This window comes from Ruminiclostridium sufflavum DSM 19573, assembly GCF_003208175.1.
Classification (GTDB): Bacteria; Bacillota; Clostridia; order Acetivibrionales; family DSM-1351; genus Ruminiclostridium; species Ruminiclostridium sufflavum.
On record NZ_QKMR01000001.1, the window covers coordinates 155539 to 176473 of the forward strand.

The window sequence follows — 20935 nt, forward strand, 5'->3', positions numbered from 1 at the left end:
GCTATTCTGCCGCTTCTATCACAGCCTCAAGTTCCTTTGCAGTAACCACACAATGCCTGCAGTTTTCAATCATTTTTGCATATCCCATATCCTTTGTGATTTCGTTCCATATCTGAGAGCACATTATTTCTCTTTGAGCCTTGCAGGCATAATTTTCCTCCTCCAGAACAAATCCGCGCATAGAAAGAGCATCCCCCAGAACCGCCTGTGTCCATACCTCCTCCATAAGCCTCTGAAAGGAGCAGCCTTCAAACTCTCCCAGCACAGAGGCCGATACCTCCTTCATGTACTCCGGAAAGCTCCCTGTAACCTTTCCGCGCTCATATAGCTCTGTTGAAACATGCATTCTTGGATTCCATATAACAGGTCCGAAGGTATCCTCCAGAGTCAGCCTTCCGCTTTTGTATACAAATGAAATGCTGTGCAGCAGGTACATGTGATTGTCCGGGTCCTGAGGATATATTTCATTATGTATCTCAAAGGTAACAGGTATATCATCAAGAGTTCCGCTCAGTATCACAAAGGGTCCGTTATCCTTAACACTGCTTTTCAGGCTCCATTTATGAATGGAGCCCATAGCCTGCATCAGTATTTCTATCCCCGGATATGAAACCTGTGCTGCCATTCTTACATTTATGTAAGCCGGTTTTTGCCTCCTGTTTAATTCCTGAGCACAGCGTGTGAATTTTTTTACCTCGGGCAGGTTTGCATATAGATTTCCCGTCTTAAAAAACACCTTGCTTTCCTTTGCTGTCCTATAGCAAAATATCAAATCCTTTGGATGGATAGGATGCTCCTGTAAAACATGAATCCCTTTTTTCATCAGCTCCACAGCCAGCTCTGTCCCCTTTCCCCCCAATACATTGGAGCGCAGCACCACGCAGGCCAAATCAATATCCTCCGGCAAAGCCCTTATTCCGTTATACAGCTTTATTCCATAATTTTCTGCGCACTTTTCCGACCTTTCGCTTCCTCCCGCAACCAGTCCGCACAGCTCAAAGTGTTCCTTATCCCTTGACAGGGCTTCCAGATAAAACTGCCCGAAGGTACTTCCGCACACAACGGTTTTCAGCTTTCTCATTCCTGTCCACCTCCGTTTTCTTCAAGGCTTGCAGCCAATTCCTGAAGAGTGGGGTTATCAAAAATAGTATCCATTAATATTTCCTTTTCAAAAGCAAGGCTTAATTTGTTCACCAATTTTATAGCTTGAAGGGAATTCCCTCCGCTTTCGAAAAAGTTGTCCTCTATCATGGCATTCTGGTATTCAAGCACTTCCTCCCATATTTTCAGAACTCTTTCCTGAGCCTCCGTTTTCGGACGGCTCCGCTTATTGTCTGCCGGCTGAAGCCTCCTGTCCTTTGTCAAATCAATAATTTTATTCCTGTCAATTTTACCGTTTACGGAGAGAGGAAGCTCCTCCAGTATCAAAATATCATCGGCAAGCATATAGTCAGGCAGCTTCGATTTCATAAGAATACCTATCGTTTCAGCCTTCAGTTCTTTGTCACCCGCAACCGCAAGTATCAGTCTGCTTCCGTTTTTAGTATCAGTGACAGCTGCTGCATTCCTTACGCCCTCAAGCTCCTTGACGGTATTCTCAATCTCTCCCAGCTCTACCCTGTATCCGTTTAGCTTGACCTGAGAATCCTGTCTGCCCAAAAATTCTATATTGCCGTCTGCCCGGTATTTCCCCATATCGCCTGTGCAATACAAGCGTTCCTTCTTCTCCTCATGCCATATAAATTTTTCCTCAGTTTTTTCCTTGTCATTCAGATATCCTTTTGCAACCGAAGCTCCGGCTATATACAGCATTCCGGGAACACCCTCCGGGCAGTCCAGCAAAAGAGAGTCCAAGACATAAAATCTTTGATTTGCCAGCGGCTTGCCGTAAGGAATACTTTTCCATGTATCCGGTATTTCCTGCGGCACAGGAAAATCATTAGACCAGATTGACGCTTCCGTCGCACCTCCGAGGGCTATCACCCTAACCCTTTCAAAAGCGGCATAAATTTTTCCGGGCAGTGAGCAAGCTATCCAGTCACCGCTCAGAAAAGCATATCTTAAATAGCTCCCCTGCAATTTATTACTGCCTTGGTTATATTCTAAAAGCATTTCCATAAATGCCGGAACAGTGTTCCACAGGGTTATTTTTTCACAATTCATCAGCTCTGCCCAATGTTCGGGATTCTTTAGCCCTTTGCTGTCAGGTATAACTACCTTTCCGCCTTTTGCCAGCACACCGGAGATATCATATACCGATAAATCAAAATGCAGGTTTGAAAGGGCAAGGACAGAATCCTCATGAGTAATGCCGTATTTTGAATTAATATCCGCTATGGTATTGACAGCTCCCCTGTGGGTAATCATTACACCCTTTGGAAGCCCTGTGCTGCCGGAGGTATATATGATATATGCAAGCGCATCCGGCTGCTTGCTTTGTATCAGGGCATCCTCCGTACATATGCCCACTCCGTCCGCAATGATGCAATCCCATTCATTTATCCACTCATTTTCAAGCAAGAAATCCTTTTTTACCAGAACCCTTTTTGTGTTGCTGTCCTTTAAAATCTTTTTCAGGCGCTCTGCCGGATTATTTACGTCCAGCGGCAAATATGCCGCACCTGCAAATAATACTCCATATACGGATAAAACCTGTTCCCAGCCCTTATCCATCAAAACGGCAACCGCTTCCTCCCTCTTGACCTGTCTGCCCAGAAGCTGCCTGCAAATAAACAAAGCCTTTTCCTTCAATTCTCTGTAGGAAATACGGTAATCCCCGCTGACAACCGCTGTTTTTTCAGGATACAGGGCTGCCGCCTCCAGAAACAATTCATCCAGAGTTTTTTCTGCCAATTCCCGCTTTGTTTCATTTGCAAGCTGTCTCTCCTTCGAAACAGGTATTTGTACAAGACTGCGGCTTTCCCTGAAAATAATACTTTTATCGGCTGACATCGCCTGCAAAAGCTCAACATATGCCCTGAACATTTCATCCAGCATACCCGGATGAAAAAGCTCATCAACGGAATCCCAGAACAGGCACAGCTCCCCGTCATACTCCACCACCTGATGGTCAAGCCATACCTGAGGTGTCTGGGATACATTATAAACAAGGTCTCCTACCCATTTTCCCTTTTTCCACTGCTCCATACCCAGACCGCTTGTGAAAACAACCGGCATAACCGAGCTTTTTATATTTTTATTCCTCTTTTTCAATTCACGCTCTACATCAACCGCACTGTAAAGGGTATGGTCCAAATCTCCGGAAAGCTGTTCCTGCACCCTCCTTGCCCTGCCTGAAAAGCTGTCCTCCCTGCCGTTGCTCATTTCAAGCAGGATTAATGTGGTAAAATCACCTACAAGCTGCTCTGTCTGAGGATGAAGAGGCTCTCTGTTAAACTGTGTAAGATTTACGGTAAAATCGTCATTTGAACTCCATCTGCGAAGCACCTCACCATATGCCGTAAGCAAGAGTACGGAAGGAGTCACTCCCATTTCTCCGGCGGTTTGCTTCAGGCAGTCCCATTCCTCACAGCTGAGCACGGTGCTTCTCCTTACAAAGCACTGATTTTTAATTTCCTCCTCTTTCTTTGCCAAAGGAAGCTCAGGTGCCGCCGGCAATGTGGAAATTCTTTGTGTCCAATACCCTTTATCCCGCTCATAGCGTTCTGTCCCGGAAATTTTCTCCAGTCCCAGTACATAATCCCTGAAGGATAATTGCAGTACAGGATATTCCTCTTTTTCCTCTCTGTATCTTTCCGCCCATTCTCCAAGCAGGCGGAACATGCTCCAGCCGTCAAAAATAAGATTATCAAAGCTGATATGTATTCTTGTTTTTCCTTCCTTCATTACAGTGACCCTTACCTCAAACAAAGGCCAGATATCTGTTGTTATAACCTGATGGGACAGTCTGCTCCTTATTTCCTCCAGCTCCCTGACGGCATAGGCCTCCTCCTCATTTTCCAGATGAAGAGCTTCTATTTTATACTCCGGAACCGTTTTCAGTATCTGCTGCCTTCCATCCGGCAAAATAACGGCTCTCATCATTCCATGATAAGCAATCATACTGTTCCATGCCTTTTGCAGCCTTAAAATATCCACCTCCGTACAGTCCAGCTCAAAATAGCAATGGGTTGAAACCTGCCCCAGCTCATAATAGCCGCTTCTGCCTATCCAGTATGCCTGCTGTACGCTTGTCAGCGGAAAGGGCTCATTCTCATGCTCCTTATCGGGCACTGCCTGCAGGGTACTTCCCATATCCGAGGCTTCCCTGCTGTCAGCCGAAAGACTGTCGAGCATCTGTGCCTGCTCCCGTATGGTCACTCTGTCAAATATTTTCCCTATGGAAAGCTCTAAATTAAATTCCTCCTTAATTCCGGCAATCAGCCTTGTAGCGGTTAGTGAATCCCCTCCCAGCACAAAGTAATTATCATCAATTCCTATCCCGTCCATACAGAAGATCTTATTCCACAGCCCAGCCAGCCTCTCCTCGGTGTCTGTCATCCGTACAGGCGCTTTTATGCTTTGCCCTGCCTTCTCCTCCTCAGACTGTCTTAACGCTTTCCTGTCTATTTTGCCGTTTAAATTCAGCGGAAGCTTATCAATAGCATAATAAATCTTCGGTATCATATATTCAGGCAAGCGCTTGCTTAAATATTCACGTATGAGCATTTCATCCAGCTCATGCTTCTTTCTGCCGTTCCTTGCAAGGATGATATTGCTGCCGCACAAGCTTCCTTTCTTAGGATAGCAGCTTACCTTTTCAAACCCTGCCTCAGATAATTTTGACGCCCACTCCTCCGCCGCCGGCAGGAATATTCCACGCTCACCGCTTTCCAGTACTCTGGCGGTAATTTCCTGCAAGCAGGTATCCGCTGTAAATTCCGCCATAAAAAGAATTCCTGACGGAGACAGCAGCCGGGAAGCATGCCTGCAGATATCCAGGCTGCAATTTGACCGGTGAAAGGAATTCACCGCAATAATACAATCATATTCCTGATTTTGCATACCCTCCGGTTCTTGCATATCCAGAGCCTTGAACCTTACAAATGGATATTTTGTCTCCAATGCCTGAGCATCGCCGGCAAAAAACAAGGAGGAATCGCCACAGGTATATTCTATTTCCCCGCAGTTGAGAGAAGCCAGTATTTCTTCGGTCACTCTCCTGTTTCTTGTTCCGTATTCCAATATTCGGAGGTTTTTTCCGTCCTTATTCCTTGCAAAAATTCCAAGCCTCCGTATAAGCTCTTTAATTACAAGGTCATAGCCGGGAATAAGATTCAGTAAATCATTAGGTGTCAGCCCTCCGTTTTCCATATAGAATATTTCAATAGGTTCTCTTCCTTCGCTTAAAATTTCCGGCAGGTAGGGCTTCAGCCTTTCCATATAAGCTGCTCCAGCCTCTTCTATCTTTGAATTGCTTTCTTCTTTATTTATACGGGAGGGCAATTTGTAGCCTTCCTCATTTTTGTCAAGGTATCCCGACTTTGTCAGAGCCTTTAACCAGCTTTTTACTGTCAGCCTTTGGTCCTTAGCAATATTGCACGTTTCAAGTATTTGCTCATATGTCAGCACCTTATTGCTGCCGCAAAATGCTCCCAGCGCTGTAAGCGTTTCAAGCATAAGTGAGCAGCTATTTTTATCCGCGGTATCCATAGCCGCTGAAAACCGTTCCTTCTGCTGCGGACTGAAATCCACGTCCTCCTGTGACAAGTCCGCCCAAGCCTTATCCTGCTCATCCGCAGGCTCGGAGCATTCCTTATACAAGGGAGCCTTTCTTTCATTTCCCGTTTCCAGATACGCAATTAAATAATTATCGCCCTCCGTACGCCTGGCGACCTCCACAACCGCATTCCGCACTCCCTCCACAGACTTCAGCGCTGCTTCGATTTCACCTAATTCTATCCTGTGTCCCCGGATTTTTACCTGAAAATCCTTTCGTCCAAGGAACTCAATGGTTCCATCCGGCCAGAACCTTCCCTTATCACCGGTTCTGTACCATCTTCCCATAGCATCCTCAGGAAATTTTTCCTTTGTTAAGGTCTCATCCCCCCGGTATCCTTTGGCAACTCCGCATCCTCCAATCCACAGCTCGCCTTCAGACCAAAAAGGCGCATCCTCACCGTTATCTGCCACGATGCGGTAGCACTGATTGGACAATGGTCGCCCGTAAGGTATGGATTTCCAATGCGCAGGCATAGGCAGCTTCACTTCAATATGGTTTGACCAAATGCTTGCCTCGGTGGCACCGCCCATAGAAATAAACCTGCAGCTCTCTGTCAGCTTATTGACTCTCTCAGGCAAATCCATACCGATCCAGTCTCCTGAAAGCAGCACCTTTCTAAGAGGCAGCATACAGCTATGTGCCTCAGCCGTAACAAGAAGCATCTCAAGCAGCACAGGAACGGAATTCCAAAGGGTTATACCATATTTTATTACCTGCTCAAGCCAGAAGCCCGCATCCCGGCTTTTATCCTCCGGTATAAGGACAAGCCTGCCTCCGCTGCCGAGAATACCGAATATATCGTATACAGACAAATCGAAATCGGCGGCCGATACAGCCAAGGCACTGTCCTTTTCCGATATTTCGTACCTGCTGTTAACATCAGATATTGTATTCCATGCGCTTCCGTGTGAAATTTCCACTCCCTTTGGAAGTCCCGTGGTGCCCGAGGTCATGATTATGTATGCGGTATCCTCCGGCTTAATATCCGGCATATGCTTCAGCGGTTCTTCCTCCTTCATTTCCTCAAAGGTCCAAACAGTTGTACCTTCAGGCCATGCAACCGCCTTTTCATGCCCTTTGTCTGTAATTGCATAATATATCCCAGTTTTTTTGTGTATAAGCTTTCTTCTCTCTTCCGGTTGGTTGAGACTAACCGGCACATAAAAATTACCGGAAAGCAGGATTCCCAAAATTGCGGCAAGCTGCTGCCTTCCTCTTTGAAGCGATACCGCAACCGGACTTTTTTCAACCTCCTTATTTACAAGAAAGGCCGCTGTCCTCAAGGCTTCCTCTGCCAGTCTGCCGTAAGTGAGAGTTTCTCCCTCTCCTGAGGCTATCAGGGCAATTCTATCGGGATATTCCTCCGCAATTCTTATGAAGGCGTTATGCAGGCATTCAGAACCTTTTGGCCTTTTTACTTCACATTCCTTTCTTATAAACTCCTTCTGATATTCCGGCATTACATCAAACCATTGATTCCAATCCATTTCATACAGCTGATGCAGACAAGCCTCAAAGCCTTTCAGCATATCCTTTATCATTCCCTCGGGGAAAAGCTCATCAACGGTATCCCAGGTAAGCATCAGCCCGTTTTCATCCTCATAGGTCTGAAAATCCAGCCATACCTGCGGAGTCTGGGAAATCATATATGAAAATTCACCCAGATTTTTTTTGAACTCCGTATTAAGCAAGGGTGTCCCCAGATTGCACGCAAATACAACGGGAGCGGTACTTTGATGCCCTCCGTGCATTTGAGCCAGATCCCTCTGAACCTGTACTCCGGAATATATTGCATATTTCATATCCTCGTGCATCCTGCTCTGTACAGTGTCTAAAAATTGCCGGAAGGTCTGATGCTTTCTCAAATCCACTTCCAGCAATAATAAGTTTGTAAAGTCCGCCACCGCATCTTCTATTTCTTTATATTCTGTTTTTCTATTGAACAGGGGTATATTTATAAGAAAGTTCTTTGTACTGCTCCAGCGTCCGAGAACCATAGCATAAGCAGATAACAGCAGCATAGCCGGAGTGGTGTGTTCCTGTGCCGCTTTTTGCTGCAGACCGTCCCATATTTCTCTGTCCAGCCTGATTATTCTTCTGAAAAATCTGGTTTGCGTGACCCGAGACGGCTTTCTTGCAAGCGGAAGCTCCGGTCCTCCCGGCAGACTCCTTAGCCTTTCCCTCCAATATTCCCCGGCTTTTTTCCTGTCCGCCTTTTCCTCTCCGGCCTGCATATCCAAATAAGCCGCAAAGCTCCAATCCTTTGAGTTTTCAGGCAAGGCTCTTCCCATATAGGCACAAGCCAAATCACGCAGTAATATTTGCAGACTCTGGACATCGGCAACCAGCAAATCCAAGTCAAAATGGATGCGTGTTTTCCCCTCGGGCATTATGCTCAAAGTAATTCCCGCCACCTGACCTTCCCTTACGTTTAATTTCCTGTGGGAAAGGCCTTCGCGTATGTCAAGCAATCTGCCTTCCGCCGCGGAAGCATCGGTCTCACTTCTCAGGTCAATTACTGCAATAGCTTCCGAATACGGCTTATCCATTATCTCCTGCGTACCGTCCTCCAAAAATCTTGCACGCAGCATAGGATGATGATACTGCACCTGTCTCCATGCCTTTTCCAGTCTTTCCGCCTCTACTCCCTGTCCGTCAAATTCAAGATATGCATGGCAGCCTATTCCTCCCAGCTCCTGATCCTCTCCGCGCCCTATTTTATAGGCATACTGTACCTCTGTGAGCGGAAATGGCTTGAAAAGCTCCGCCTTTGCCGCTCTTTCCTGATTAACAGCTTCCTCTTTTTTCTTTTTCCCTGCTTGTATTCTAATCCACCATTCTGCGAAGGTAGGATGCTCCAATAAATCGCCGAACTGTACCTTGATGCCCTTTTTTCTCCACTGGTTCACAAGTCTCATTACCTGCAGGGAGTTCAAGCCTAATTCCAGAAGATTCTGAGAATCGTCAAAGTCTTTGGGAACGGCAAGCTTCTCTATTATCTGGTCTTTAATCTCTCTGTATTCCATAGCTTTACCTCATTTTATTTATTTGATACCGCCATATCTGCCAGCACCTTCTTATCTATCTTGCCCACACTGGTAAGAGGCCAGAACTCCAATATCTCCAATTGGTCCGGATATTTATATGCCGCAACCCCCAGCTCCTGCAAATAACGGTGTATTTCCCCCAGCTCAAGGCTTTCTCCGTCCTCGGCCAATATAAAAGCGCAGCTCCTGTTTCCCAGAACCTCATCTTTAACACCTACGACAGCAGCCTCCTTGATTTTTCCGTACCTGCACAAATACGCCTCTATCTCGGCAGGCAATATTTTTTCTCCCGCCCTGTTAATCTGCTCCTTAATTCTGCCGCCCATACGCAGGTTTCCTTCCCCTGTACGCATGGCACGGTCGCCGGTGCGGTAAAAGCCGTCGGAGGTAAAGCTCGTTTCATTTGCCTCGTCTGCCATATAATATGCATCAATGGTATAAGGCCCTCTTGACAAAAGCTCTCCATACTCCCCGTCCTTGACCTCTTTGCCGCTTTCATCCACAATTCGTATTTCATCCGCCGGTGAAACAGGAGTCCCCTGACACCTTGCAACAATCCCGTCACTATCCTCCAAGCCTGTAAAGCAAAGCAGCCCTTCGGCTGTTCCGAAAACCTGCATAAGCTTGCACGGCCACTCAGCAATAATTCTGTCTGCCAGAGTATCCTCCAGCAAAGCACCTCCAACCTGCAATATTTTAAGGCTCGATATATCATATTCCTCATCAAGCTCCAGCATTTCCATGCAAACTGTAACCATTGCCGGCACTAAAGCTGTAATTGTCACCTTTTCTTCAGTTATCAGCGACAAAATTTCATCGGGGCTTGTATTTGCACAAAGCACCACTTTTCCTCCCTTATCAAGGGTGCCCAGCAGTCCCGGGCAGCAAAGGGGAAAATTATGAGCAACCGGCAGGGAAGCAAGATAGACGCTGTTTTCATTCATGCGGCATCGCTTTGCCGACATTCTGGCATTGTACAGGTAATCCGCATGAGTTCTTGGAATTAATTTAGGAATGCCTGTAGTGCCTCCCGACAGAAGCAGAAAGGCAGTACTATAGCCGTCAACCTCCGGCAGCTCCCTTTTTTCACCCTCTATAGCCGTCAATTCCTCCTTGTTTTCCTGCTTTCCGTCTATAATAACATGCTCCAGAAAATCATATTTCTCCTCAAGCATTTTAGCCATAGGCATATAATCATATCCAAGATATTTGTCTGCGGTAATATAAGCAACGGGCCTTGCCAGCTCCATGATTCCGCTCAGCTCCGCTTCCCTGTGTGCAGGCAGTGCCATAATCGGAACCGCTCCCGCCTTCGCCAGTGCAAAAGCGGCAATTACAAAGGAGATTCGGTTTGGAAGCTGCACAAGAACCTTTTTACCGTTGCCGATGCCTCTGTCCAGAAACCCGTATGCCATTTTTTCCGCCTTTTCATTTAATTCCCTGTATGTAATTTCTCCATTCTCATCACTTACCGCCGTATTGTCTCCGTATCCGTCCGCCCATATTTCCAGCTGACGCCCAAGAGGCATCCTGTTCCAGCCTTCCAGACCTTCATACTGCTCAAGCTTTTTTATATATCTTTTGTTCTGCATTATCACTAATCCTCCATTCCCGGTTCCTCGTTTTTTCTATCCGCTCTCCATACACCTGTTATTTCTGTTCCTTATTATCAGCTTCTGTGCTTCCAATATCACCTTTTTATCCTTGGGAATTGAATCGGTGATAAATACATTGCTTCCTATCACTGCGCCCTCCTCTATGACCGTATTTCCTCCCAGTATTGTGGCTCCCGCATATATCGTGACAAAATCCCTGATTGTCGGATGTCTTTTCACATCCTTCAGCTTCTGTCCGCTGGCAGTGGAAATAGCCCCCAGAGTAACTCCCTGATATATTTTTACATGGCTGCCGATTTCTGTTGTTTCTCCGATTACCACACCTGTACCGTGGTCGATAAAAAAATGCGCTCCTATTTTGACAGCAGGATGAATATCTATCCCTGTTTTTGCATGGGCATATTCTCCTATAAGTCTCGGCACAAGCGGTACTCTCATGCAATAAAACAAATGGGCTATCCTGTATACATTTACCGCAAATACTCCGGGATAGCAAAGAAGGATTTCCTGAAAGCTGACAGCGGCAGGGTCACCCTCATATGCAGCCTTAATATCCGTCATTGAGATTTCTCTTAATGCGGGCAGGCTTCCGATAAAGCTCTCTGTCAGCTCATCATGAGGCTTCATATTTTCCGCAGGCTGATAGTTCTTGAATATCTTATTTAATATAATTTCCAATTTGTCTAGCTTATTAAGATAAAGCTTTCTTACAGCCTCCCCTTCGTCAGGCAGCAAATATTCGGGAAACAGCAGCTGCCTCAAGGTCTTGATTAGAACGTATATTTCATTATCACAGCAAAATGCCGCTGAAATTTTATTATGTGAAGCAAATTCCTTACAGTTGCTTATAATATAATCCGCTGTTATTTCCTTCATCCTATCCTCCGAGCCGGATTTTACGGCTTAACACATGTGAACTGTCACAGCCTTTTTTATTCTGCCTGTTTTAAATCACTTACATCAAAGAAGCAGGGAGTGCCCTTGAAGGAATACCCTCCGATTTTACTGCTGTTATACACAATCATATCCTTGGAGTAGGTCAAAGGTATATCAATTACATTGCCCAGATCGTAATTGTACAGATAGGTGAACAATTCTGTAAGCTTATCCTTGTTATCTGTCTGAGTTGTTTCCTTGATTTTATCCAGAAATTCTTTTGAATCCTTCATTCCTTTTAACGAGGCTGTTTGCGGCGTAGTCGAGTCCATAGGCGTAAACCAGCAGTGAGGTGAAGCATATGCATACTGAGGCTGCCAGATTGTAATGTCAAAGCTTCCCTCGACAAAACAGCTGTACCATTCCATTTGTTCCATTCCTTTTATGCTGACTTCCGCGCCTATCTTGGAAAGCTGGCTTTGCAGAAGTGTTGCAAGGGATTTGTTCAAGGAATCAAAGGATGCATCCATAGTCAGCAAAAGCTTTAAAGGCTTTCCATCCTTTTCTCTGACGCCTGTGGCTTCATTCATAAGCCATCCGGCTTCATCCAGCAGTTCCTTTGCTTTATCCTGATTGTAGCTGTAAACCTTTTCAAGAGGAATGTCAGAATACGGTGAGTCAAGAGTAAAGGGTATTTCCGCCTTTCCTTCATAGCCATAGGTAAGGCCTTCTGAAATTTCATCCTTGTTGATGCCATAAGCAATTGCCTGACGTACCTTCAAATCCGAAAGTCCCGGCCTTGAAGCATTCAAGGTGATATCTCTTGCTCTTGTGTCCTTATCCGCTATCTGTCCCTTCATTCCGGGTATTGCCGATGCCTGCCTGTATTCCTCATAGCTCATCAGGGCACTTCCGTAAATCATATCTATTTCTCCGGTCTTTAGTGCCTGAATACGTGAAGCAGAATCCGGTATGTATTTTACAAGAATTTCATCATAATACGGTTTTTCACCCCAATAGCTTTCGTTTCTGACAAAACGTGTATACTGCCCCGAGACAATTTCATCATATACATAAGGTCCTGTACCCACAACACCCTTAACAGTCTGGAAATCACCGGCTATCAGCAAATCAGGAGAAACAATTGTCATTACATCCTGCCAGCAGAAATCATTCAAATAAGCAAAATAAGGATGGGTATAATTGATGGTTAAGGTGGTATCATCCACCACTTCTATGCTTTCAAAATCAGTGACCGCTTTCAATGTATAAAAGCTGGGATTTGAGTGCTTATGCTCCAAATTTGCCTTTACTGCTTCGGCATTGCACGGCTTGCCGTCATGAAAAACAGCATTGGGTCTAAGGTGAAAGGTAAGCTTGCGGCCATCCTCGCTGAACTTCCAGCTCTCGGCAAGACCCGGCACTATTTTGCCGTCCTCGTAATTAACAAGGTTTTCATACACGAGTGTAGCCGTACAAAAATTTGAGTTTCCCATGTACAAAGGAGATAAAAGTGTAGTTTCCGAGGCAATAGCCATTTTCAGCACCCTTCCGGTATCCTCGGGAGTGCCTGCAACTTCTGCCGAATTGCTGCAGGCAGTAAAAAACATACATATAGAAAGCAAGCCCGACAAGATTATTCTTTTTTTCATATTTTCCCTCCAAATTTTTTTGTAAATTGTGTTTAACTGCATTTCTTTTCTGCTTTTGCCTTAATTTCTGTTCTTTCGCCCATTCTTACAATTTTGCCCTTCTGCATTTCCAGTATACGGTCGGATATCCTGTAAGCATTCTGCTTATCGTGAGTAATCATAAGATATGCACAGCCGGATTCCTTATGATATTTTTCCAGAACAGACAATACCGCATCCGATGAAAGCAGATCCAAGCCGCTTGTCACTTCATCCAGTATCAGATACTCAGGATGGATGGAAAGTGCCCGAATCAGAGACAATCTTCTCTGTTCTCCTCCCGATAGCTGACGGACTGGAGTTTTCAGCAATTCAGGGCTGATATTTACCATGTCTAAAAGCTCGTATATCCTTTTTTTTCTCTGGCTGCGGCTTAGCTCAGTAAGATTCAGCAAGGCCTCCTCTATATTCCGGTAGACAGAATATGCCGGATTCATTGTTCCCGACGCATCCTGAAAAACTGCCTGAATATGCTTCCTCTCCCTGCGCCACCTGCGGAAATCCCACTGTGCAATATCCTTGCCTTCTATTTTAATAATTCCTTCCGTTGGTTTTTCCAAGCCGGCTATCAATCTTGCCAATGTACTTTTTCCTGAGCCGCTTTCTCCTATTACAGCCAGATTTTCCTTAGGCCTCCACGAAAGGGAAACCTCGTTCAGTGCAGTAAAGGCATCTCCTCTTGTATCAAGATACCTCTTTGTCACATTGGATATTTCAATTCCTTCCAAATCCACTCACCGCCCTCTTCCATATTTGCAGATATAATAAATTTTTTTGTCCACTCATTCACAGGGTGCCTGAACAGCTCTTCGACCGTCTGCCTTTCAACCAAAGCGCCGTTCTCCATCACCATTATCTGTTTGCATAACATTTTCAAAGCCTTTGCATCATGGGACAAAAAAACAATTCCCGCCTTTTCGGGATTTTCCTTAAGCAGCTCCAATAAAATGTCACGGTTTTTTTCATCCAATGCCGAGGTCGGTTCATCCGCCAAAATATAACGCGGTTTTAAGCCCCATAAAATAGCCACTGTTACCCTTTGCAGCATACCTCCGGATAACTGCCCCGGATAAGAAGCCTTAACCCTGCTTACATCCGTTAAATTTACCGCCCTCAGTGTTTCAGCTGCTAGCTCGTCAGCCTCTCTGCGCGGTATGCCCAGCCTGATGCGGTATGTTTCCTCCATCAGCTTACCGATTTTTTTGTGTCTGTCAAAAGCCGTCATGGGATTCTGGGGTATAAACCCCATAGTAATTCCGCAAAGCTCTCTGCGCTCCTTAGCGGATAAATCCGTTAAGGCTGTTCCATCAAGCATGATACTTCCGTTTACAATCCTGCAGTTATAATCAAGAATCCCCATTATCGCTTTTATCAGGGTGGTTTTACCGGCACCGCTGGAACCGGTAAGCCCTATATATTCTCCCGGTCTGACCGAGAAGTCTATTTTTTTTAAAAGCTTTTTGTTATTTTTTCCTTCAACGGAAAGCTTCTTAATTTCAAGCATTGGCAGTTTCCCCCTTTTCCAGCTGTTTACCCAGCAGATTAAAGGAAACTGTACTAAGAAAAATAAAGAATATAGGGTAAAAAAGAAGCATAGGCCTCATTCCTATCATATTTCTGGCAGAAGCCAGCATCGTACCCCAGTCTATCACATCATCCCCGAGGCTCAGTCCTATAAAGGAAAAACCAGAAATAGCCATAATCATTTCGGCACAGGACAGACACAGGAAATGAATAATTCCTCCCTTTATTATGTTCGGGAGAATATGCACGAACAAAACTCTGGCTCTTCCCGCACCGCAGGAAACAGCACACATGATATACGCCTTTTCCATTTCGACCTCCGTCAGGGTCTTCACCAGCTTTATCATTCTGAGTATCAGCGATGCCGTAAGAGCAACAAGCATAGTGGGGATACTGTTTCCCCAAATCCCTATAAAAATAATCAGATATGCAATAGGCGGAATAGCCGTAACCGCATTCAGCAGACTATCCATTACAAGATTTTTAACAGAGGAGCTCTGTCCTAAAAGCAGTCCGATAATACTTCCAAACACAGCTACAATAGCCGAACCCGCTAATACGATGCCTATTGTAACCCAGCCTCCCCACAGGACTCTTGAAAAAACACACCTTCCTAATTCATCAGTGCCGAAGGGATACTGTAATGCGGGTTCCATAAACTTGTTCATGATATTTGTTTCCTTCGGATTATGAGCGGCCAGCAGAAAACCAAAAAGGCAGAAAAGAATAACAGCAGCAGGTAAAATTATATTTATTTTATTTTTCATCAGCCCTTCACCTCCGAATTTACTGCTCCACCCTGTAATATACGCTTTATAATATCTGATAAAATATTAAAAATAACCAGAGAGAACGCAAGATATAAGATAGTGGCATGAATCATGGGAGAATCTCTGAATAACACACTGTCAACAATCAGATATCCCAGCCCAGGCAAAGAAAATATACGTTCGACAATCATGGAGCCTGCCATGCAAAGCCCCAGCATCTGCATAAAGTTGGGCAGAAGTCCGTATACGGCACCCGGCAAAGCATGAAAAAGCAGGATTCTTTTCTCGGTCAGGCCTCTGCATCTGGAATAAACCGCACTGTCCTCCGTCATTCCCTTATTGATATTCCCTGCAAGCAGCTGCCCGAAGAAAGCTATTCCCCCGATTGACAGGCAAAGTGCGGCAGGAAAATATCGCATGAAGCCGGTATTTCCCGCTACCGACATCCACTGAAACCTGACAGCGAATATATCGATAAACGTGCCCGCAAAAAAGAATGCCGGTATTGATATACCCGCAATACAAATAAAATTAAGAACACTTCCCAGCCAATTTCTTCTCATGCCGTAGCATATACATCCCACCAGCAAAATTCCTATTGCCTGAAGCACAGCCGAAATCAAAACAATAGAAGCTGTAATGCCAAACGCATTTGTAACCTCGGTAAAAACATCACGTCCGTTTACATAGGAAGTGCCGAAATCCAAATGAACAGAATCCGCAACCCAATTAAAATATTGCACAGGCAGGGAATCATTTAATCCCATCTTTTCTCTCAGGCTGTTTATGGTATCCGGAGTTATGGCAAAAGCATTGCGCCTTGCATAAGCGGTAGCTGCATCTATAGGGGAAAACTGCATAAGGACAAATGAAATCATTGTAACAATAACAAGCGTCAGAAAAAGCTCGCCTGTTTTCTTTCCTATAAATATTCCCGTACTTTTCTTCATTGCACCCTCCAATATAAAGTCGGTTAGTCAAGACTAACCAGTTTCTATTTTTTAAGGCTTATAAGCTTTCACTTACAGCCTTCATTTTTATTTACTCCCAAAGCCTTTATCCTGCTTTCCTAAAATCGTTTCCCAGCCGGCCTTATAAAACTCTCTAAGCCTGACTAAATCCTTTTCGGCCTCTTCTCTTGACAAATTGTGCACTACCATCTCCAGCAAACTGGAATAAAATCCGCTTGACAATATGTGCAGCAAATTATCAGAAACATTTTCTTCTATAACAGATGCAGCACCTGTCTGCTCAATATATCTTTTGTAGCACCCGGCGTCAATCACAGATAAATCATGAATAAAATCAGAATAAGGGGTTCCGTATGAACAGGTAAGCAACAGCTTAAAAACATCAAAATTGTCATAAATATATGTAAGAATTTCCGGAAAGCTGTCCGTTCCATATTGATAAGACTGCTCCAGCTGCTCCTTAGCCTTCAGGCAGCTGAAATCATGCTGAATCCTGTAAATCATACTCTTCAGCTCTTCCGCCGCCGGATGCACTAATGCCTCAAATATTCCGCCCTTGTCTTTGAAACGAACATAGATAGAATTCGTGCTGGTATTGGCAGCCTGCGCTATTGTCCGCAAGGATGCCCCTTCAAAACCCTTCTCCAGAAATTCCTTCTTTGCACACTCAAGAAGCCTTTCATAAACTCCTTCTATCTGCTTTGCCATTTGATACCTCAAAAAAGTTAATTTATTGCATTAATAACACTGTTTCATAACATCGTTATTAATATAGCATTTACAGTTATATTTGTCAATACTGCCATTAATTTTTTTTTACAGAAGCCTTAATTGTATAAAAAAATAGCCTTGCACAGAGGCTTCCAATTTTATTTTTTTGACTTTATTATGAAAGATAGTATAATAATATATAACTAAAGCCGATTACTGTTCAAGCCCAAACTATCGAAGGATTACATTCAAGAAGATGCAATTGTCTGTTTGGCGGATAGTAATTGACTTTTTAAGTAACAATCAAAATATATATAAATACAAATGTTTTCTAGGGTTCCGCAGCAGAACTGGCCTGTGACCAAGAGAAAACTCACGGTTTTAAACCGTGTCACGGAAGGACAAAAGCCTGGGAGATATCAATAATTAGGATATTTTTCAGGCTTTATTTTTTTGCAGGGGAGGTGAAAGCATGGCTTGGCTCTATCTTTTAATAGCAGGGATTTTTGAAGTTGTTTGGGCAATGGGGCTCAAATATTCTACCGGCTTTACAAAATTATACCCGTCTTTGATTACACTGGGCGGAATGGTAATAAGCTTTTATTTTTTATCACTTGCGGTAAAATCGCTCCCCATCGGTACGGCTTATGCCGTATGGACAGGAATCGGCGCTTTAGGAACAGTTTTATTCGGAATTTTGCTTTTTAATGAGCCTGTTAACATTTTAAGAATAGTATTTCTGGTATTTATACTGGCCGGTATTCTCGGACTAAAGCTTACCTCGTCATATTAACCCTCACGCCACGTTCCGGCACGAAAAAATTATGAAAGCAAGGTGGCGATTTCAAACCTCCTGTGCCGGCTGGATGTATAAAAGGCTTTCCGCTGACCGGCAGGTGCTTCTATTGCCAACACAAATACAGAGTATTGCAAAAAACTCAACTTTCCGCTTATAAACTTGAACCTCTGCAAATTTATAAGCGAAAGTTGAGTAAGAAATAATTATATCCATATCACAAAAGCATTAAGGTTCTGATACAAACAGGCCGTTCAACACCTATACTCAAGCCTGTTTCTTTTAATCCTCCGGTGTTGCTGTCAAGATAAAACAATACAATATTATTGGTTTTTTTGTTACCTGTATAGAAAAAGCTTCCTGATTCACTCCATCTGAGAGTCCATGGCCATGCACCTCCAGATGCTGTGCAGCCGTCCGGCACCAGAGAGCCGTCTGTTTCACTGACCTTAAACACAGCAATGGTGTCGGTCCCTCTATTGCTCACATACAGGTGCCTTGAATCAGGATGCATGCAAATATCTGCCGGATGAGCATCCTCAAAGAAATTATCAAAGTTCTCAGGTATTTTATTTTCCGGTACTGTAGCAATACAGCCAAGCTCACATATTTTGCCTGTTTGACTGTCATATGTATAGGCAGTTACATACGGCATTAATTCACTGGCGACATAAAAGCATGGAATATCCGGATGAAACACTGCATTTCTCGGGCCTGTACCTATTCTAGTCTTCAGTACCTCCAATAATTTGAGTTTCCCTGAACATGAATCAAATCCATACATCAATAGTTCATCACAGCCTCTGTCTGTGACCAGAACCATTTCATCCGAAGGACTGATACTTATTGAATGAGGGTGCGGAGACGACTGGAAGTACTCATAAGCTTTACTTGGCACTCCATTTAGTGTGACCAAATCTATGACACCGTCAAGCTTTCCGCCGCCGCATATTTTTATAACGGCAACACTGGCCTCATCGAATTTGTGCCGCAGAAAATATCTTCCGTTTTCATCGACTTCCGAATTGATTGTTACATCCTCAGATCCGTAATTTGCAACAAATAGATACCTGCCTTGAGAATCAATCGTTATATAGCACGGAAAGATTCCGGCTGTAGGAACACTATTGATATGTGTGAGCCTTCCGCTGCCTTGGTCTATCGAAAAGGCATGCACACTGCCTCCGCATAATATTTTATCAGGCTTGCGTTTTATTTCGTCAACGGCATACAAATACTTTTTGTCAGGAGATATGCAAAAGAAGCCAACGGACATTTCAGAGGCATAATCCTCTACATGCCTCAGCCTGCCTGTATCTTCCTCCTGCTCATATAAATGTATCCCTCCGTTTTCTTTTGCATCATCCAGCCATGAGCCTACATATACAAAGTTTCTGGCCACTATTAACTACCTCCGTTAAAATATTTGTTTCAAATAGCTTTCCGTGCATAAGGCTGACGGGCTGAGCCGTATAATTACAGCTGCAGCCCTGTCTTCCAATACCAATGCGGCACTATTTCTCAAAATATCCGAAGGCTACGCTCCATGTATCATAGCCTACTCTTGTAACATTTTTCAGCTTCTGGTTCACAAGCATGTACGATTTAGCCTGTACTATGGGGTAAGTATACAGGCAGTCATTTATATAATAGTCCTGCAACTCCTTATAAACTGTATTTCTCTTTTCGATATTCATTTCTTCTCCCATTTTTGTAGCCAAATCAAGCATTTTTGCAGAGGTGTCCTGCTTATCTATATGGCAGTTTGCGGTAACATTGTCTTTGAAAAAGGCATGGGCACTAGGTGCGATGGAAAGTCCCGAACCGAAATTTCTCAGGAACATATCCCACTGATCCGGCTGCTTTGCAATTGTCGATGCATAAGTAGCTATATCAACCGATACAATTTTAAGGTTAATTCCGATTTCCTTTAAATAAGCTCCCATAGCCTCTGCTGTAGCAGTACGCAGCGTATCTCCGGCACCTACAATAATCTTCAAGGTCAGCTCTCCAGATTTGTATCCCGCATCAGCCAACAGCTGCTTTGCCCTCTCAGGATCATATTGATACGGCCAATTATCTTTATAGTCCGTCGTTCCGGGAAGCGTCAAGGAAACAAGGCTGTAGGTATTAACACCGCTTCCCTGATAGCCTCCTTCTGCAAGCGCCTGCTTGTCTACAGCGCAGGCAATAGCCTGTCTCAGCTTGAGATCGCTTAACGGGCCGGAGCAGTTAAAGCCTAACTCAAGGGTATATGCGGAGGATTCCTCCCAGCAGGCGATACCACTTGTATTTCCTTTCAAAACAGCCTCAACGTCCGTCCAGTTCGGGTTAATTGCGATAATATCAACACCGCCGTTTTGCAATTCCATAAATGCTACTGAAGGGTCTTTAATAATCCTTATTCTCAGATTCTTTATTTTTGGTTTTCCTGCAAAATAGTTATCATATGCTTCAAAAAGCAGATAGTCATTTGCCTTCCATTCAACCAGCTTGTATGGGCCGGCTCCTATAATTGCAGTAGAGCAGAATTCTGAATCATCCTTGTCCGCGCCTATCTCATAAAAATACTTTTCAGAATAAATAGGAATGTCAATGCCAATATTGTATATAGAATTTGCATCTACATATTTAAACGGTACATAAATTGTATTATCATTAACAACCTTTATGTTATCAAAGTCAACAGTATTAAAGTATGATAAATCCTTGCACCGCTTTATTGAAAAAGCCACATCCGCGGCAGTCAGGGCGTACCCGTTCTGGAAGGTTACACCCTCGCGCAGGGTAAAGGTCACACCCATATCGTTATCATCCAGCTTGTAAGCCGTTGCCAAGGATTCGTCATTACATACATAGTCAACCGAACCATCCGCTCTGTACTGGTGTTTTAGCAATGTGGCTATTGTGTACTGATTGACATAATTATAAGTAGTGGCATAATGTATGTCCATAGAACCGGGATCAGTAGGTATTGAAATAACCATAGTGTCCTTGGCGGATTCAATATCATTTCCGATTTTTGTGTTTACAGTCTGGTTCACCAGATTAACAGCTGCGTTTGCTCCTCCCGTGCTGCCGTCGGCGGACTTGCCGCTGGTATCTGTGTTCTGCGTCTGACCGCAGCCGGCAAGAATAATCATTACCGCCATTGACATGGCAAGCAGAGATTTAATACTTTTTTTCATATTGTTTGGCCTCCTCAATATTT

The 20935-nt window shown here is 44.2% G+C and carries 13 protein-coding genes and 1 riboswitch; of the genes, 1 reads left to right on the forward strand and 12 read right to left on the reverse strand.

All coding sequences use genetic code 11. The annotated features are described in order from the left end of the window. Nucleotide 1: 1 nt before the first annotated feature. The 10 genes from LY28_RS00630 to LY28_RS00675 all read right to left on the reverse strand — a co-directional run bounded on the left by LY28_RS00630 (nucleotide 2) and on the right by LY28_RS00675 (nucleotide 16925). Nucleotides 2–1081, reverse strand: a complete 1080-nt coding sequence (locus tag LY28_RS00630; RefSeq protein ID WP_110460229.1) for a Gfo/Idh/MocA family oxidoreductase — start codon at nucleotides 1079–1081, stop codon at nucleotides 2–4. After that, a complete protein-coding gene (locus LY28_RS00635; protein ID WP_110460230.1) occupies nucleotides 1078–8748 on the reverse strand; it encodes a non-ribosomal peptide synthetase in 7671 nt (2556 codons plus the stop codon). The genes LY28_RS00630 and LY28_RS00635 overlap by 4 nt, the downstream gene beginning before the upstream one ends. A 14-nt stretch (nucleotides 8749–8762) precedes the next feature. Continuing rightward, nucleotides 8763–10361 carry a (2,3-dihydroxybenzoyl)adenylate synthase gene (locus LY28_RS00640; protein ID WP_110460231.1) on the reverse strand — a complete coding sequence of 533 codons (1599 nt, stop codon included), beginning with the start codon at nucleotides 10359–10361 and terminating at the stop codon, nucleotides 8763–8765. A 36-nt stretch (nucleotides 10362–10397) separates the two neighbouring features. Beyond that, nucleotides 10398–11261 (reverse strand): serine O-acetyltransferase, encoded by an 864-nt coding sequence (locus LY28_RS00645; protein ID WP_110460232.1) that lies wholly within the window; start codon nucleotides 11259–11261, stop codon nucleotides 10398–10400. Between the two features lie 56 nt (nucleotides 11262–11317). Next, entirely contained in the window at nucleotides 11318–12913 is a 1596-nt protein-coding gene (locus tag LY28_RS00650; RefSeq protein WP_165835454.1) for an ABC transporter substrate-binding protein, read from the reverse strand. Nucleotides 12914–12945: 32 nt separating this feature from the next. Further along, the gene (locus LY28_RS00655; protein ID WP_110460234.1) at nucleotides 12946–13686 is read right to left on the reverse strand and encodes an ABC transporter ATP-binding protein; all 741 of its coding nucleotides are present in this window, start codon (nucleotides 13684–13686) and stop codon (nucleotides 12946–12948) included. Continuing rightward, complete coding sequence (locus LY28_RS00660) at nucleotides 13653–14456, reverse strand: ATP-binding cassette domain-containing protein (protein WP_110460235.1); 804 nt, start codon at nucleotides 14454–14456, stop codon at nucleotides 13653–13655. The genes LY28_RS00655 and LY28_RS00660 overlap by 34 nt, the downstream gene beginning before the upstream one ends. Next, nucleotides 14449–15243 carry an ABC transporter permease gene (locus LY28_RS00665; protein ID WP_110460236.1) on the reverse strand — a complete coding sequence of 265 codons (795 nt, stop codon included), beginning with the start codon at nucleotides 15241–15243 and terminating at the stop codon, nucleotides 14449–14451. The genes LY28_RS00660 and LY28_RS00665 overlap by 8 nt, the downstream gene beginning before the upstream one ends. Further along, nucleotides 15243–16196: an ABC transporter permease gene (locus LY28_RS00670; protein ID WP_110460237.1), complete on the reverse strand. Its 954-nt coding sequence runs from the start codon at nucleotides 16194–16196 to the stop codon at nucleotides 15243–15245. The genes LY28_RS00665 and LY28_RS00670 overlap by 1 nt, the downstream gene beginning before the upstream one ends. A gap of 87 nt (nucleotides 16197–16283) precedes the next feature. Continuing rightward, complete coding sequence (locus LY28_RS00675) at nucleotides 16284–16925, reverse strand: TetR/AcrR family transcriptional regulator (protein WP_110460238.1); 642 nt, start codon at nucleotides 16923–16925, stop codon at nucleotides 16284–16286. Nucleotides 16926–17248: 323 nt separating this feature from the next. Next, a riboswitch (guanidine-I (ykkC/yxkD leader) is annotated at nucleotides 17249–17346 on the forward strand. Nucleotides 17347–17400: 54 nt separating this feature from the next. Here LY28_RS00675 and sugE point away from each other — a divergent pair. Then, nucleotides 17401–17721, forward strand: coding sequence for a quaternary ammonium compound efflux SMR transporter SugE (gene sugE, locus LY28_RS00680; protein ID WP_110460239.1), 321 nt, complete (start codon nucleotides 17401–17403; stop codon nucleotides 17719–17721). Between the two features lie 220 nt (nucleotides 17722–17941). Here the strand turns inward: sugE and LY28_RS00685 are convergent, their stop codons facing one another. Next, nucleotides 17942–19126 carry a lactonase family protein gene (locus tag LY28_RS00685; RefSeq protein WP_110460240.1) on the reverse strand — a complete coding sequence of 395 codons (1185 nt, stop codon included), beginning with the start codon at nucleotides 19124–19126 and terminating at the stop codon, nucleotides 17942–17944. A 112-nt stretch (nucleotides 19127–19238) separates the two neighbouring features. Continuing rightward, nucleotides 19239–20912 carry an ABC transporter substrate-binding protein gene (locus LY28_RS00690; RefSeq protein ID WP_110460241.1) on the reverse strand — a complete coding sequence of 558 codons (1674 nt, stop codon included), beginning with the start codon at nucleotides 20910–20912 and terminating at the stop codon, nucleotides 19239–19241. Between the last annotated feature and the right edge of the window lie 23 nt (nucleotides 20913–20935).

Bases quoted from the DNA above. Each gene is read 5' to 3' on its own strand.
- LY28_RS00645 (WP_110460232.1), bottom strand. From the start codon at position 11,261: ATGAAGGAAATAACAGCGGATTATATTATAAGCAACTGTAAGGAATTT.
- LY28_RS00630 (WP_110460229.1), bottom strand. From the start codon at position 1,081: ATGAGAAAGCTGAAAACCGTTGTGTGCGGAAGTACCTTCGGGCAGTTT.
- LY28_RS00640 (WP_110460231.1), bottom strand. From the start codon at position 10,361: ATGCAGAACAAAAGATATATAAAAAAGCTTGAGCAGTATGAAGGTCTG.
- LY28_RS00650 (WP_165835454.1), bottom strand. From the start codon at position 12,913: ATGAAAAAAAGAATAATCTTGTCGGGCTTGCTTTCTATATGTATGTTT.
- LY28_RS00635 (WP_110460230.1), bottom strand. From the start codon at position 8,748: ATGGAATACAGAGAGATTAAAGACCAGATAATAGAGAAGCTTGCCGTT.
- LY28_RS00690 (WP_110460241.1), bottom strand. From the start codon at position 20,912: ATGAAAAAAAGTATTAAATCTCTGCTTGCCATGTCAATGGCGGTAATG.
- LY28_RS00665 (WP_110460236.1), bottom strand. From the start codon at position 15,243: ATGAAAAATAAAATAAATATAATTTTACCTGCTGCTGTTATTCTTTTC.
- LY28_RS00670 (WP_110460237.1), bottom strand. From the start codon at position 16,196: ATGAAGAAAAGTACGGGAATATTTATAGGAAAGAAAACAGGCGAGCTT.
- LY28_RS00660 (WP_110460235.1), bottom strand. From the start codon at position 14,456: ATGCTTGAAATTAAGAAGCTTTCCGTTGAAGGAAAAAATAACAAAAAG.
- LY28_RS00675 (WP_110460238.1), bottom strand. From the start codon at position 16,925: ATGGCAAAGCAGATAGAAGGAGTTTATGAAAGGCTTCTTGAGTGTGCA.
- sugE (WP_110460239.1), top strand. From the start codon at position 17,401: ATGGCTTGGCTCTATCTTTTAATAGCAGGGATTTTTGAAGTTGTTTGG.